Genomic DNA, 14,788 nt, shown 5'->3' on the forward strand with positions numbered 1-14,788 from the left:
AGATAAATATCTTTTCGTTTCGAGCGATCATCGGCGGAACCGCTGGGTCGCGGCAAGGCAATACCTTACCACGACCAGACAGTGCCTGACCAATGCAATCAAAACATGACCACCTCGGATAAATGTCGGCATATTTACACTTTTACAACTTTCCATCCCCCAAGACGGAACCGCCATATGCCCATGATGGCCAATACAGCTTCTGCAATGGGTACTGCGGCAAAAACCCCGACCGGTCCGAAACTCAGGATAACGGCCAGTACATACGCAACGGGAATCTGGATACCCCAGAATCCGATCAGGTTCAAAACCATTGGCGTTTTGGTGTCGCCAGCGCCATTCAACGACTGGATCACCACCATACCATAAGCATAGAACCCATATCCCAGACACAGCACACGCAGTGCCAGTGTACCGGTTTCGACCACCTCCTTCTCCGAGCTGAAAAAGCCGATAAGATCTCCCGCGCCGATAAACATGAACACCGAAAGCCCCAACAGGAATATCAAGTTAAATGAAGCGCATTTCCACACCGAAGCTTCTGCCCTTTCAGGCTTTTCGGCACCCAGGTTTTGCCCTACCAAGGTAGCCGCTGCATTTGCCAAACCCCAAGCAGGAAGCAAAGTGAACATGATCACGCGGATGGCGATGGTGTAGCCTGCAACAACATCGCTTCCAAATTCAGAGAGAATGCGTGTCAGAAAAATCCAGCTCGCCGAACCGATCAGGAACTGGACAGTACCACCGGTTGCGACCTTGATAATCGCAGTGATCATTTCCATATCCGGCCGAAGATCCGCCCAGCGTAATCCTAATGCACGGTCGCCTTTTGCCAGCGAAAACAGCTGATAACCAACACCTATCGAGCGCCCCGTCGCCGTCGCCAATGCAGCGCCGGTCACGCCCAGTTCAGGAAATGGTCCAACACCGAAGATCAGGATTGGCCCTAAAATCATATTGAAACCATTCGCGATCATCAATGAACGCATGGCCGTGGCGGCAGCGCCGGCACCACGTAATGCACCGCTCAGCGAGTAAAGCAACACAACTACCGGACTGCTCAAAAACTGGATACGCGCAAAATTGGTACCTGTTTCGATTACTTTGGGGTCGGCGCCCATTGCCCGAAGAATATCGCTGGCCAGCCAGAATCCCAGCAGTGCGGTAACAGAGGAAATCGCAAGCGAAATAAATATAACCTGACCGACGGCGTGACGTGCCTGGTCCATATTGCCTTCGCCTGTTCGGCGGGCAATAGTGGCCGTGGCCGCCGTGCTCAGACCGATTGCGAGGGAATAGACCAGCGTGATAACGGATTCGGTAAGCCCTACCGTAGCGACGGCTTCGGTGCTTACTTTGGAAACAAAGAAAATGTCAACAACCGCGAAAAGTGACTCCATGACCATTTCGAGGATCATGGGTACAGACAAAAGGAAAATAGCGCGGTTGATGCTGCCTTCGGTAAAACTTTCTTCGGAGCCACGAATAGCCTGACGAAGTAGTTGAAACCACTTTTTCATGGATAATAAAAATTTGCAATAATGGATAAATAGAAATTTGCACAGCCAGCGAGGGCTGCAAAAAGTTGCCTGTTAAAAGGCGGAGAATGAATTGTGGCTAAGTATTAGCCGAAGATGAGCACCAACATAGGCTTAAAGAATTTCGGCAAAGATACAAAAGACTTTTTCGAACAATCAAATAAAAAAAAGGATTTGTTAAATGGTAAATGTAATTTCACGAATCCTGTTATGAACTTTTGCTGTCGGCCAACCGTTGCAACTCTGCCCCTTTTCCGGCGCGCGGGTATGCTTTTTGCAGGATTTTAGCCGGAACGCGTCATAAAACACCAATGCATGATTGATAAGAAAAAATTATATTCCACAGCTGCCAAACAGGAAACTGCCGTACTGGTAGCTGTAAGCACCCAGAAACAATCGACCGATAAAACGAAGGAATACCTGGATGAACTCGCATTTCTGGCGACAACACTGGGCGTGGAAACTGTCCAGACTTTCACTCAGAACCTTGAACGGGCGGATATCCGCACTTATACCGGCAAAGGAAAGCTCGAAGAAATCATGATCTACGTCACTGCCAATCCAGTGGACATGATCATTTATGACGATGACCTTTCGCCTTCGCAGGTGCGTAACCTCGAAGCCGTTTTCAAGGACATCAAGGTCATCGACCGAAGCTTGCTCATCCTCTCCATTTTCGCTATGCGCGCCCAAACGGCACAGGCGAAATTGCAGGTAGAACTTGCGCAGTACCAATATATGTACCCGCGGCTAACACGCTTGTGGACACACCTTAGCCGCCAGTCGGGTGCTGGCGTAGGGATGCGTGGCCCGGGTGAAACGGAACTCGAAACTGACCGCCGGATTGTCAAAGACCGGATTGCGTTCCTGAAAGAAAAGCTCGAAAAAGTCGATAAACAGAGTACTACCCGCCGGAAAGAACGAGATCGGCTGGTGCGCGTCGCCATTGTGGGTTATACCAACGTAGGTAAATCGACATTGATGCAGCACCTGTCTAAGGCCGACGTTTTTGCGGAAAACAAGCTATTCGCGACCGTCGATTCTACGGTCCGCAAGGTTAACATGGAGAACATCCCTTTCCTGCTGACCGACACTGTTGGTTTTATACGCAAACTGCCAACGACACTCATCGAGTCATTTAAATCGACATTGGACGAGGTTCGCGAGGCCGACATTCTGATGCATGTGGTCGATATTTCACATTCTTCCTTCGAGGAACACCTGGATGTCGTCAATAAAACGCTGGAAGAAATTGGTGCGGCGAACAAGCCTTCGATATTGGTTTTCAATAAAATAGACCTTTACAAACCATCGTACAACGACGATGAACAAGAAGAAGAAACGACGCCTTCGACGCAGGATATCCTCAACCAATTGAAACGCAGCTATGTCACGGAAAAGGCCGATCATGTGGTCTTCATTTCGGCCCGGCAAAAAGAAAATATCGATGAATTGAAGCGGACATTGTTCTCACTGGTAAAGGAAAAACACTTCTCCATTTATCCGAACTGGCTCGATCTTGGTTACACACCGGTACAAACAGAGGAATAATCATTTGTAATTCAAACGAATTTTTCTCAGTTTTGCACCCCGAAATGCCTTTTTAGCAGCGCGAGGTTCAATTCCCGACGCGGTCACAAGTGAGAGAAGTAATATTTGATTAAGGATAGACTGCGTAGTTCAGCGGATAGAGCGGCCCGCCGCCCGATAGGAGTTTCCTAAACTCTGGATATGGGTTGGAGTCGCAAGCGATCGGGGTTGCGTTCGACTGATTCCCGCCGCGGTCACAAACAACGAGAGAAGTAACATTTTGTTAAAGAATAGACTGCGTAGTTCAACGGATAGAATAGGAGTTTCCTAAACTCTAGATATGGGTTCGATTCCCGTCGCGGTCACGAAAGCCAGGCTCGATGTCTGGCTTTTTTATTTCCCTGCCCAACTCTTTAAAAAGAAAGTCAGTATTCCCCCGCCCCGTGCTTCTTATTAGGACGCTTTCAAATCCCAAAGCTCCTAATCCCATGAAAATAAATCTATTACTCGCTGCTTTAATTTGCGTCTGTGCCGATGCAATTGCCCAGCAACAAGCCGCGAACCGCCCGACTGTCGTCGCTGGCTTCGCAGTCAATTACGCGGAAGATTCGGTCGGAACCTACACATTGCCAGCACTCTTGAAGACCAGCGACGGCAAGCCTGTCACGACCACCAAGCAATGGACGGAAAAACGCCGTCCCGAGCTGCTGCAACTGGTGGAGCAAAACCAATTTGGCAAAATGCCTCCGCGCCCGAACGACATGACCTTTCATGTATTTGATAAAGGCACGCCTGCATTTAACGGGAAAGCAATCCGGAAGCAGATCACGGTGTATTTCAAAAAAGACACATCGGGCCATAAAATGAATCTCCTGATTTATATTCCGGCAGCTGCGACAAAGCCTGTACCACTGCTTCTGAACATTTCCTTCGCGGCATACAACCAGATCATCGACGATCCCGGCCTGCGAGTCGGGGAGATCTGGAATAAGGAGGGCAAAAAGATCAAGGCAGACAAGCCGACACCATTCGGCAAGCTCAATGTGGAACAATTCCTGGACGCAGGCATTGGCTTCGCCACAGTGTATTATGGCGATATCGAGCCCGATTTTAAAGATGGCATACAATACGGTATACGCAAAACATACCTGAAACCCGGTCAGGCAGAAACGGCAACCGATGAATGGGGCGCCATCGCCGCCTGGTCGTGGGGGCTAAGTCGGGCACTGGATTACCTTGAAACCGACCGGCAGGTCGATGCCAAACGGGTAGCCTTACAGGGCGCTTCCCGCCTCGGCAAAACAGTACTTTGGGCCGGCGTGCGCGATCCACGCTTCAAAATGGTCATTGCAAGCATCTCAGGCGAAGGCGGTGCTGCATTGAGCCGCCGGAACTATGGCGAGACCATCCGGCATATTTCGGATCCTTCGCGTTATCTATATCAGTTTGCACCAAATTATCACAGCTGGGCGGATAAGGTGAATTCTATGCCCATCGATGCCCATATGCTCGTAGCATTGATGGCTCCACGGCCTCTGCTCTTGCAAACCGGCAGCACAGATTACTGGTCTGATCCGAAGGGCGAATTTCTTTCCGTCGTCGCCGCCGCGCCGGTGTACAGGCTCTTCGGAGAAACAGCGCCCGCGGCTAATGCGGCAATGCCGGTTGCCGGGGATACTTCTTTGCTGATGAATCATCTGGGTTACTATATGCACGAAGGTGGGCATACCGTGCTGCCGGAGGATTGGAAGCTGTTCATCGGTTATATGCAGAAGTACCTATAAGAGGAATTTGTAAGTTTTTTTAAATGCCACGAAGGCGCCGCTGCGGTGTCTTCGTGGCATTTAAATATACCCAAAATCAAACATAGCATATTTATGCAAACGTTTGCATAAATATGCATTTACAGTTGCATTATCAGATATTAAACCTTTATTTTGATCTAAATCACCATTTTTTAAGTTATTAAAAAAATTTAAAATAAATTTTCATCATAAACTCGGAATATTGGAAATGTCAAATACTGATAATAAAATAAAAGTAGCAATCGTAGGTGTAGGAAACTGTGCCAGCTCATTAGTTCAAGGTGTTGAATATTACACGAAATACGCCGACAAAACCTCGGGCCTCATGGCCGGCAATATTGGTGGCTATCGCGCAGCCAACATTGAATTCGTCTGCGGGTTCGATGTCGATGAGCGTAAAATCGGCCTGCCGCTTAAAGAAGCCATTTTCACAAAACCGAACTGCGCTATCGAACTTTACACGGACATTACCACCGAAGCGCCAGTTTTCCGCTCACCTGTACTCGACGGTGTTTCACCCCAAATGCTCGCCTACCCACCCGATAATCGTTTCGTGGTGAAAGAGGAACTGGAGGCTTCCGATCTGCTGACGAACGCCGAAGCATATGACCAGTCGCTCACCGATACCATCCGTCAGGAAATCGTCTCCCGTCTGCAAGAGTACGAAGCAGAGGTCTTAATCAACTATCTACCGGTAGGGTCCCAGCTGGCAACGGAGTTCTATGCGGAAATCTGTCTGGAACTGGGCATTTCCCTGGTTAACTGTATCCCGGTATTCATCGCATCTGACCCGGAATGGGAACAGAAGTTCATTGATGCCGGTATCCCGATCATCGGCGACGATATGCGGAGCCAGTTTGGGGCAAGTATCCTGTCCCAAATGCTGCAAGAGCTGGCTTTCGAGCGTGGCCACCATGTGAAAGCACACATTCAGCGTAACGTCGGCGGCAACACCGATTTCCTGAATATGGAAGACAAAAACCGACTGAAATCGAAGAAAATATCCAAAGAGAATGTAATCCGCGCCCAAAACGAGATCCGCGGCATCTCCACTGCGGACAGCTTTCTGCACGCGGGGCCGTCGGAATACATTGCTTTCTATGGTGATAACAAAGTGGCCAACTTCCGGCTCGAACTGGAAGGTTTCATGGGCTCGCCAGTGACATTGGATGCGCAACTTTCGGTGCAGGATTCACCCAACTCGGCAGGTGTGGTGATCGACGCCGTGCGCTATGTGTACGTAGCACGTGAAATGGGTCTTGTCGGCGCGTTACGCGGCCCTTCGGCGGCCACGCAGAAAACCCCGCCTCAGCAAATGATGTTTGCCGACGCCACCTACGAGTGCCATGCGCTGGCAAAACGCGAACTGACTGCTTCTACCCGGAAGCAGCTGAAATTAAGCTTCGAGCTGGCCGATAAAATGGATTAAAAGCAGACTTACTAACTCAACCCTTACTTCCCCGCGACCAGCACCTTCACGCCACGGTCTTCGAGGGACATCACGACCTCTTCCGGAACCCCGGCGTCGGTAACGATGTACTGGACCTGGTCGAGGTCGCAAATTTTGCCAATCCCACGCTTGCCGAACTTTGTATGGTCGGCAAGCACTACCACAATCTGCGCGGTATTGATCATTTTCTGGTTTAGGCCTGCCTCGGTAAGGTTACTGATCGACAATCCGAAATCGAGGTCGATGCCATCGACGCCGATAAACAACACGCCGCAAGAGATATGTTCGAGGATATACTCGGCATAAGAACCTGCCACGGAAGAGGAATTCTGACGGATCAGCCCGCCGAGCTGTAATACTTCCACATTAGGCCGGTTACTGAGTTCAAGCGTCACCTTCACCGCCGGTGTAATGACGGTAATCTGCCTGGTGGGATGTAAACAGCGGGCCAGCTCAAACACCGTCGTCCCCGAACCGATCATTATGGAGTCCGTTTGCCGGATCAGACTTATTGCCTCGCGCGCAATGCTTTGCTTTTCCTCGGAATTGATAAACTCCTTCTCATTGATTGGCCGCTCCACCGCATATGGATTGTTAAGCGAACCGCCGCCGTGGGTCCTGAACAGGAGATTTTTGTCTTCCAGGATCTTCAGGTCTTTCCGGATCGTCACGCCTGATACCTGCATTTGCTCCGAAAGCTGTACAATACTAACGCTCCCCGCCCTTGCCAGCTCCTGCAAGATGAATTGATGCCTTTCCGTAATAGTCATTTCGATACGCTTTGAAAGCAAGTATAACCATAGTTTCCCGAACACGGAAGCCCTTACAGAAAACTCCCAAGCCCTGATACCATCGTATATATCCCTTCAATACAAATAATACAATGTAAAGGGCCATTGTCGTCCCGCTTATTACTCCGGACCAGACATTATTATATTATTAAGATTCAAAACCAAAAGTTTCAAATACTTTAATAATCTTTAATTTTGTTTAAATAATTTAATTTCGTTTTGTTTGTGTGGCTTTTAGTATAAAATATATAATGATTTTTATTCTAATTATCCCAAACAAGCCAGAACAATCCGACGCTACTTTATATTCCTAACCCCATGATACCAACAACATCTCTCGACCGAATCGGGCTGCCCAGGCATCTCGCCTGGGGCTACCTGGGCATCCTGATCTTCATGATGGGTGACGGCGTGGAACAAGGCTGGCTCAGCCCCTACCTCCTCGACCGCGGCATGACTATCCAGCAATCCGCGTCGTTATTTACTGCTTACGGCATTACCATTGCCATTTCGTCCTGGTTTTCGGGAGTATTGGCCGAAGGATATGGGCCACGCAGGGCCATGCTGATGGGGATCCTGCTGTATGTCATCGGCACAGTGGGCTTCGTTGGGTTGGGCATGGAATCGCTTAACTTCCCGGTTATGCTGCTCACCTATGCCATTCGGGGGTTCGGGTATCCGTTGTTTGCATATTCTTTCCTGGTCTGGATCACTTACCGGACGCCGGAGAATGCATTGGGGCGCGCCGTAGGCTGGTTTTGGTTTGTATTTACGGGCGGGCTCAATGTGTTTGGCGCCTATTATTCTAGCTGGGCCATTGATAGGATCGGGTACCAAAACACGCTTTGGAGCTCTATATTCTGGGTTTCCGTCGGTGCGTTCTTTGCATTGGTTTTGAATAAAGACCAGTTCCATTCCACCGGCGAAACCGTTGGTAAGGCGAAAGAGCTGCTAAAAGGCTTTACAATCATTCAAGAAGAACCAAAAGTACTTATGGGTGGAATCGTCCGTGTGATCAACACCACTGCACAATTCGCATTTCCGGTATTCCTGCCTACCTACATGGCTGAGTATGGCCTGTCCACCCAGGAATGGTTATGGATATGGGGCACCATTTTCACCAGTAATATCATTTTCAACCTCATTTTCGGCTTCGTCGGCGACCGGCTGGGCTGGCAAAACACCATCATGTGGTTTGGCGGATTCGGGTGCGGCATCAGTACATTACTTTTTTACTATTCGCCAGCCCTTTTCAACGGTAATTTCTGGCTGATACTGATTCCCGGCATTCTCTGGGGCGGATTGCTGGCCGGTTATGTCCCACTTTCAGCATTGGTACCATCATTAGTTAAAGAAGAAAAAGGCGCCGCCATGGCAATCCTGAACCTGGGGGCTGGACTTCCCGTATTCATCGGGCCCGCAATCGTAGGTCTTTTTATCGGATCAATAGGCACCGAAGGTGTCGCATGGACGCTGGCGGCACTGTACTTCGTCAGCGCTGTACTTACCAAGTTCATTACGTTGCCGCAGAAGAGTGGCATTTGAGGGGTAATGATAACATTTAGCAATTTGACCGCCGACGACTGACCGCCGATTACAAAGACGGTCAGCAGTCGGCCGTCAGCGGTCAAAAAAACATCCAACCATGAAAATCCTGATCACCGCCCCTTACCACGATAAAGCACGGGCGATTTTAAAAGAACAATTCGGAGAAATTATTTATAAGCCATGGAAATTGCAGGAACGTGCCTATAACGAGGCCGAGCTCATTGCATTACTCAACGAGACCGGAGCCGAAGCCCTTATTACCGAGCATGACCACGTTACTGCTTCGGTAATCGCGGCATTTCCTGACCTGCGATTCATCGGCGTGTGCCGCGGGACGCCTTCCAATGTGGCCGTCGATGTGGCTACTGCGAAAGGAATCCCGGTTTTCAACACACCTGCCCGTAATGCACAGGCCGTGGCGGAAATGTTCATTGCAAACCTCATCAACCTCATGCGCAACACGCTCGAAGGCATTGCATGGCTGAAAGGGGAACATTGGGAGGTCGGCGCGCACACCTCCTATTTGCAGTTCAAAGGGAATGAAATCGCCGGAAAAACGATTGGCATGGTAGGTTTTGGAGCGGTGGGGCAAACAATCGCCAATCTCGTCAAGCATTTTCCCGCCGAGATCCTCTATTATGATCCGTTTTACACCTCCGACGACCCGGCTTACGAAAAAGCGAGCCTGGAAGATGTTTTTCGACTCAGCGATATAGTTTCAATTCACTTGCCGGTAAACAGTGATACGGAAGGTATGATTGGGGAAGAGTTGATCGGATTGATGAAAAAGGATGCGATTTTCGTAAACACCGCGCGTGCCGTCGTAGTGAAACGCGAAGCATTGCTTTCGGCCATCGAAAACAATGCGATCCGAGGTGCGATACTCGACGTTTTCGACCATGAACCACCTGACGCGCTCGATTATCGCCTCATTCATCATAAAAATGTAATCGCGACGCCGCATATTGCAGGGGCTACTTTTGAGGTGGAAGATCATCATGCCGACATTATGAACAAGGCCCTGCACGACTTTTACAAAGCAGGCAACCGCAACATCCGCCAGTTGGTGAACCGCGAGGTATTGTCTGTAAAAACCCGTTAATGCACAAACAATGATTTTGAAACAGGCTTATCTGGTGGCTGACATCGGTACAGGAAATGTGCGGATTGCCATTGCCGACACCTCCGGAACAATGCTCGGTGTGGCGAGCGATGATATGCGGTACGAAAAAGACCATCACTATCCCGAATCCATATTTTTTGATCCCGACGCCCTTTGGAAACAAATTAAAACTCTTGCCAAAACAGCCCTCGCACAGGCAGGCCCGGTGATGATCGCTGCAATCACCGCTACCAGTCAGCGGGAAGGCATTGTTGCCATCGACAATGCAGGACGCTCGCTGATTGGCATGCCGAATATCGATCACCGGGGCCGGGAATGGGAAGATGCCACGCCCGACAAGCATGAGATCTATTTGCTCACAGGCCGCTACCCTACTTCACTTTTCTCAGCATTGAAACTAGTCGGAGTACGCGAGCGCCTCCCCGATTTATGGCAGCAAGTGTCGACATTCACAAGTATCAGCGACTGGGCGCAATTTATGTTCAGTGGCGTGCTCGGCTATGAGCATTCGCAAGCTTCGGAAACATTACTCTATGACGTCGCTAGGGGCGAATGGTCGCAAAAGCTCTGTGATGCTTACCGGCTCGAAGCTTCTTTACTTCCACCGCTCGTGCATTCGGCCGCCATATTGGGCAAGGTGCTGCCTGAGATTTCACAGGAACTGGGTATTGCAGAAACGGTGGACGTGATAGTCGGAGGCTCCGATACGCAACTGGCGATTATGAGTGTTGATCCTTCGGTGGAAGACGTTGTGATCGTTTCAGGAACAACTACCCCTATTCTCAAAATAGCCGATCATTATGTTACCGACACACAAGCCCGAACCTGGACGAACCGCCATACCGACAACGCTAATTTCTTGCTCGAAGCCAATGCAGGCGTAACGGGGCTCAATTATCAGCGTTTGAAAGAAATCTTTTACCCCAACGAACCCTACGAACTAATCGAAACTGAGGTAACAGCGATCCGCGACACGCATTGTGTAGCAGCGTTGGGATCACTTCTTGCCAATGAAAAGTCCCCGCTGATCCGGGGCGGGTTTATCTTTAATACGCCCGTGTCGCATCAATTGGGCCGCGCGCATTTTGTATGGGCAACGCTTTGGGATATTGCGTGCAGCATTGCAGAAAACTACAACGTGCTCCGCGAAGTAACGCGCCATGACCAGGATTATGTGTGGATGTGCGGCGGCGGTGTTCAAAGCAAGCTGCTGCGACAGTTTATCGCCAATTTGTTAGGTAAAAAAGTAGTGATCCGTACCAATTACCGGCAGGCATCGGTCTCGGGCGGGGTGGGGATTTGCAACAATGCATTGGGCATCCCCACGGCTTCTCCTGAGATGTTGGAAGTGATGGAACCCAATGGAGACGGTGCATATCTCCAATGGTACGACGAATGGAAACAAAGCAGGGAAGTATTTAAAACATTCAACTAGGCCATGCATTCATATTTTGTAGGAATAGACGTCGGGACCCAGGGGGTGCGCGTGGTATTGCTCGATGATTCCGGCAGCCCAATGGGCAGCAGCGAAAGGGTGTTCCCGCTTACCACCGGTTCCCGCGAGGAGCAATCGCCTGCGATGTGGTGGAAATCTGCATTGGAATGCCTGCAAAACCTGCTGGTTTCGGTTAAAGGGAATATTGATTTGAATTGTGTCAAAGCGGTTTCAGTCACCTCCACATCTGGCACGGTTATTCCACTCGACGAAAACAATGAGCCGCTGCACAATGCGCTGATGTACAGCGATACCCGCCCGGCTGCGGAGGGAAAGCTATGCCGGGAAACAGCGGAACGCTATCGCCCCAATGGCTACACCGGTTTCAATGCATCGAGCGGCTTGTCCAAAATGGTTTGGTTTGTCAACCACATCCCCGAAAAAGCAGCCAGGATCAAAACCTGGATTCATGCTACGGATTTTATCATTGGAAAACTTTGCGGCGATTACTCGGTTACCGATTATACCAATGCATTGAAATCCGGCTTTGACGTGGGAACCAGTGAATGGCCTTCCTACCTGGCGAAACATCTGCCGGTCCGAAAAGAATGGCTGCAAAAAGTGGTTCCCTCGGGTACGCCGATCGGCACGTTGCTTCCTGCGTTAAGTGAGAGGTTGGGACTAAACCAAATACAGGTAATCGCTGGAATGACAGACGGTTGTGCATCACAGGTCGCTTCCGGTGCGGTACAGCCCGGTGATTGGAATACTACCATTGGGACCACACTCGTCATCAAGGGTGTGACAACCCGGGAAGTACGCGATCCTGAGGGCAGGCTATACAACCACCGCCATCCCGAAGGCTACTGGATGCCGGGCGGCGCGGGCAATATCGGTGCGGACTGGGTTTCCGCAGACTTCACCCACGACCTTCCCGCATTGACCATAGCAGCAACCAAACTGATCCCTACCGGACTGATCGCCTACCCCCTGTTGCAGCAAGGAGAACGTTTTCCCTTCATTGCGCCGCAAGCACGCGGTTTTACACCCGAGCGCACCACTCGCGAAGCTCTTTTTACTGCTAATATGGAAGGGGTCGCATTCATTGAGCGGTATGCCTATGAAATGATCGAAAGTCTTTCGGGCGAAGATGTAAGGTCAATTTATACGGCTGGCGGCGGCAGTAACAGCGATGTGTGGCTGACGATCCGCGCTAATGTCCTCAACCGGCCCATCCACAAATGTGCTCATGTAACGGGCGCGGCAGGTGCGGCCATTGTCGCTGCGGCGGGTTTACACTTCGGGACGCTTACCAAAGCAGTCGGAGCGATGACCCGCATTGAAAAGACAATCCAGCCGGAACCAGCGCTTGTAAAAGCTTATGAGCAACAATACCAGATTTTTATTCAAACTTTAACCGAAAAAGGTTTTATCGCCGGGCGTGTGCTCGTAACCCATTGACCATGCTTCAAGTTTATCTGCTCCGCCACGGGGAAACTTTCTGGAATGCCGACGGCAACCGTTACTGCGGCGTCACCGATATTGGATTGACCCAAAAAGGCCTCCAACAGGCTCACCTGGCAGCAACTTTACTGAAAGATGTCCAGTTCGACGCCGTTTACACTTCACCCTTGCAACGGGCGCATCAGACTGCCACTATCGCATCCGGCAATTACCCGCAGATCACGGTCGACCAGCGATTGATCGAAGCCTCATTTGGTGAATGGGAAGGTAAAACAAGGGAGCAGTTCATCGCCGAAAACCCGGCCCTGTGGGAAGCCTGGGCACAGGAACCCGACTATGCAAGAGCAGGCGGAACAGGCGAAACGGCCATCGAGATCGTGACGCGCGTCGATGATTTTTTCAATGAAATTCTACAAAAACATCCTGACGGCACCGTGCTCGTAGTTGCGCACAATGCGGTGAACCGTTTCTATATGGCCTGGAAACTGGGTATGCCGCTTAAAAATTACAGGCAGATTGTCCAGGAAAACTCTTCGGTAACTTTGTTCAGCCTGGATCCGCAGGGTGAATTCAGTCTCTTAAAACTCAACTGCCGTTCCTAATTCTAACATTCATGAAAAAGAACTTCTCAAATCCATTGCTGATAACCGCGTTGCTCGCATTCGGCGGACAAATTACAAGCTTCGCACAAGACAAGCTCAATGTCCTGAAAATCAAGACAGCGAAAGATCTGCATGCTTATTTTCAATACACCGGCAACGACGTCATGCTGATCACCGGCCACCGCGGCGGAATGGTGAAAGGTTTTCCGGAAAATTCCATTGCTACTTTTGAAAATACATTAAAACACACCCCGGCATTCTTCGAAATCGACCCACGGCTAACCAAAGACAGCGTAATGGTACTCATGCACGACGCTACACTCGACCGTACGACTACAGGCACCGGCAAGCTATCGGATTACACCTATGAAGAGTTGAAAAAATTCAGATTGAAAGACGCCGAAGGCAATATCACCGATTTCCCGATCCCGACATTATCCGAAGTCATCGAATGGGCGCGCGGGAAAACCATCCTCAACCTCGATCATAAAGATGTGCCGCTCGCGATGACCGCCGCATTGATCAAAAAGCATAAAGCAGATGCATTTGTGATGCTCACCGTCCACAGCGCCTCAGAAATGCAATATTATTTGTCCCAAAACAAAAACCACACCTTCTCGGCATTCGTCCGCAACAAAAAGGAGTATGAGGATTACGAGAAAGCAGGTGTCCCTTTTAACCAGATGATCGCCTACATCGGTCCGCATGTGAAGCCTGAGAATAAGGAGTTATATGCATTACTGAACAAAAAAGGCACGATGTGTATGATTTCGGCGGCATCTTCCTACGACAAGCTCAAAACAGCCGAAGAACGCAAAGCGGCCTACCTGGCCATCGCCAAAGACGGTGCTTCAATCCTTGAATCGGATCTGCCTATTGAAGCAGCCGAAGCCGTAAGAGCGTATGCACAGAAAAGCAGTCCGAAGCAGCAGTTTTTTGGCAAAAAGTAGCCCAAGAGACGTTTCCAACAATACATGTTATCGTAAAAAGCCCTGTACAACCACCTGGCGGCCCGGACAAACCGTGTCCGCTTTTGAACAGAGCTCTTTTGTAAAATATGCCTAAATTGAATGCAAATACGATTTTGAAATCTTGGCAAGATATTTTACATACAGAAATAGATGTAATAACTCCGAACATATTGTATGAGACGAAGCGATCTGGGTGAATTTGAAGAAATCGTATTGCTGGCGGTGGCCGCACTGGCACCGGGAGCCTATTCGGTGAGTGTTGCCGAAGAGCTTGAAAACGAAACCGGGCAGGTAGTCAGCACCGGTGCGGTGCACGCGGCATTGCAACGGCTGGAACAGAAGGGTTACCTGAGCTCGCACCTGGGAGAGGCCACGCAGGAGCGTGGGGGCAGGCGCAAGCGGCTATTTACCGTTACCGCTTATGGCGGCAAAATCCTGCACGAAGCGCGTTCTGTACGAAACAGCCTCTGGAACCGCATTAGCCCCGCGGAATTGTCAAATATGGGACTCGATTTTTCAAACAGCTGACCG

General features: G+C 50.0%; 12 protein-coding genes and 1 tRNA gene. 11 read left to right on the plus strand and 2 right to left on the minus strand.

Going from position 1 to position 14,788, the window contains the following annotated elements; all coding sequences use genetic code 11:
- Positions 1–134: 134 nt before the first annotated feature.
- Complete coding sequence (locus LZD49_RS24160) at positions 135–1,520, minus strand: MATE family efflux transporter (RefSeq protein ID WP_234670254.1); 1,386 nt, start codon at positions 1,518–1,520, stop codon at positions 135–137.
- Positions 1,521–1,853: 333 nt separating this feature from the next.
- On the opposite strand from LZD49_RS24160, the gene hflX reads away from it, so the two are divergent.
- From hflX to LZD49_RS24180, 4 genes are all read left to right on the plus strand, one after another.
- The gene (gene hflX, locus LZD49_RS24165; protein WP_234670255.1) at positions 1,854–3,089 is read left to right on the plus strand and encodes a GTPase HflX; all 1,236 of its coding nucleotides are present in this window, start codon (positions 1,854–1,856) and stop codon (positions 3,087–3,089) included.
- 272 nt (positions 3,090–3,361) lie between these two features.
- Positions 3,362–3,433, plus strand: a tRNA-Arg gene (locus LZD49_RS24170).
- A 123-nt stretch (positions 3,434–3,556) separates the two neighbouring features.
- Entirely contained in the window at positions 3,557–4,852 is a 1,296-nt protein-coding gene (locus LZD49_RS24175; RefSeq protein ID WP_234670256.1) for a S9 family peptidase, read from the plus strand.
- 229 nt (positions 4,853–5,081) lie between these two features.
- Positions 5,082–6,302: an inositol-3-phosphate synthase gene (locus tag LZD49_RS24180; protein WP_234670257.1), complete on the plus strand. Its 1,221-nt coding sequence runs from the start codon at positions 5,082–5,084 to the stop codon at positions 6,300–6,302.
- A gap of 23 nt (positions 6,303–6,325) precedes the next feature.
- Here LZD49_RS24180 and LZD49_RS24185 read toward each other — a convergent pair whose 3' ends face one another.
- Positions 6,326–7,093 (minus strand): DeoR/GlpR family DNA-binding transcription regulator, encoded by a 768-nt coding sequence (locus LZD49_RS24185; protein WP_234670258.1) that lies wholly within the window; start codon positions 7,091–7,093, stop codon positions 6,326–6,328.
- A gap of 339 nt (positions 7,094–7,432) precedes the next feature.
- Between LZD49_RS24185 and LZD49_RS24190 the strand changes: the two genes are divergently transcribed.
- The 7 genes from LZD49_RS24190 to LZD49_RS24220 all read left to right on the plus strand — a co-directional run bounded on the left by LZD49_RS24190 (position 7,433) and on the right by LZD49_RS24220 (position 14,785).
- Positions 7,433–8,659, plus strand: coding sequence for an MFS transporter (locus tag LZD49_RS24190; RefSeq protein WP_234670259.1), 1,227 nt, complete (start codon positions 7,433–7,435; stop codon positions 8,657–8,659).
- A gap of 100 nt (positions 8,660–8,759) precedes the next feature.
- Complete coding sequence (locus tag LZD49_RS24195) at positions 8,760–9,764, plus strand: 2-hydroxyacid dehydrogenase (protein WP_234670260.1); 1,005 nt, start codon at positions 8,760–8,762, stop codon at positions 9,762–9,764.
- Positions 9,765–9,774: 10 nt separating this feature from the next.
- Positions 9,775–11,220 carry an FGGY-family carbohydrate kinase gene (locus LZD49_RS24200; RefSeq protein WP_234670261.1) on the plus strand — a complete coding sequence of 482 codons (1,446 nt, stop codon included), beginning with the start codon at positions 9,775–9,777 and terminating at the stop codon, positions 11,218–11,220.
- 3 nt (positions 11,221–11,223) lie between these two features.
- Positions 11,224–12,681 carry an FGGY-family carbohydrate kinase gene (locus LZD49_RS24205; protein WP_234670262.1) on the plus strand — a complete coding sequence of 486 codons (1,458 nt, stop codon included), beginning with the start codon at positions 11,224–11,226 and terminating at the stop codon, positions 12,679–12,681.
- A gap of 2 nt (positions 12,682–12,683) precedes the next feature.
- On the plus strand, positions 12,684–13,286 hold the full coding sequence (locus LZD49_RS24210; protein ID WP_234670263.1) for a histidine phosphatase family protein: 603 nt from the start codon (positions 12,684–12,686) through the stop codon (positions 13,284–13,286).
- Positions 13,287–13,297: 11 nt separating this feature from the next.
- Positions 13,298–14,236, plus strand: coding sequence for a glycerophosphodiester phosphodiesterase family protein (locus tag LZD49_RS24215; protein ID WP_234670264.1), 939 nt, complete (start codon positions 13,298–13,300; stop codon positions 14,234–14,236).
- A 195-nt stretch (positions 14,237–14,431) separates the two neighbouring features.
- Positions 14,432–14,785: a PadR family transcriptional regulator gene (locus tag LZD49_RS24220; RefSeq protein ID WP_234670265.1), complete on the plus strand. Its 354-nt coding sequence runs from the start codon at positions 14,432–14,434 to the stop codon at positions 14,783–14,785.
- Positions 14,786–14,788 lie beyond the last annotated feature (3 nt).

It is taken from the genome of Dyadobacter sp. CY261, assembly GCF_021440085.1.
Lineage (GTDB): Bacteria > Bacteroidota > Bacteroidia > Cytophagales > Spirosomataceae > Dyadobacter.

Excerpts from the sequence above, each read along its gene's own strand:
- LZD49_RS24160 (WP_234670254.1), bottom strand. The coding sequence starts at position 1,520 with ATGAAAAAGTGGTTTCAACTACTTCGTCAGGCTATTCGTGGCTCCGAA.
- hflX (WP_234670255.1), top strand. The coding sequence starts at position 1,854 with ATGATTGATAAGAAAAAATTATATTCCACAGCTGCCAAACAGGAAACT.
- LZD49_RS24175 (WP_234670256.1), top strand. The coding sequence starts at position 3,557 with ATGAAAATAAATCTATTACTCGCTGCTTTAATTTGCGTCTGTGCCGAT.
- LZD49_RS24180 (WP_234670257.1), top strand. The coding sequence starts at position 5,082 with ATGTCAAATACTGATAATAAAATAAAAGTAGCAATCGTAGGTGTAGGA.
- LZD49_RS24185 (WP_234670258.1), bottom strand. The coding sequence starts at position 7,093 with ATGACTATTACGGAAAGGCATCAATTCATCTTGCAGGAGCTGGCAAGG.
- LZD49_RS24190 (WP_234670259.1), top strand. The coding sequence starts at position 7,433 with ATGATACCAACAACATCTCTCGACCGAATCGGGCTGCCCAGGCATCTC.
- LZD49_RS24195 (WP_234670260.1), top strand. The coding sequence starts at position 8,760 with ATGAAAATCCTGATCACCGCCCCTTACCACGATAAAGCACGGGCGATT.
- LZD49_RS24200 (WP_234670261.1), top strand. The coding sequence starts at position 9,775 with ATGATTTTGAAACAGGCTTATCTGGTGGCTGACATCGGTACAGGAAAT.
- LZD49_RS24205 (WP_234670262.1), top strand. The coding sequence starts at position 11,224 with ATGCATTCATATTTTGTAGGAATAGACGTCGGGACCCAGGGGGTGCGC.
- LZD49_RS24210 (WP_234670263.1), top strand. The coding sequence starts at position 12,684 with ATGCTTCAAGTTTATCTGCTCCGCCACGGGGAAACTTTCTGGAATGCC.
- LZD49_RS24215 (WP_234670264.1), top strand. The coding sequence starts at position 13,298 with ATGAAAAAGAACTTCTCAAATCCATTGCTGATAACCGCGTTGCTCGCA.
- LZD49_RS24220 (WP_234670265.1), top strand. The coding sequence starts at position 14,432 with ATGAGACGAAGCGATCTGGGTGAATTTGAAGAAATCGTATTGCTGGCG.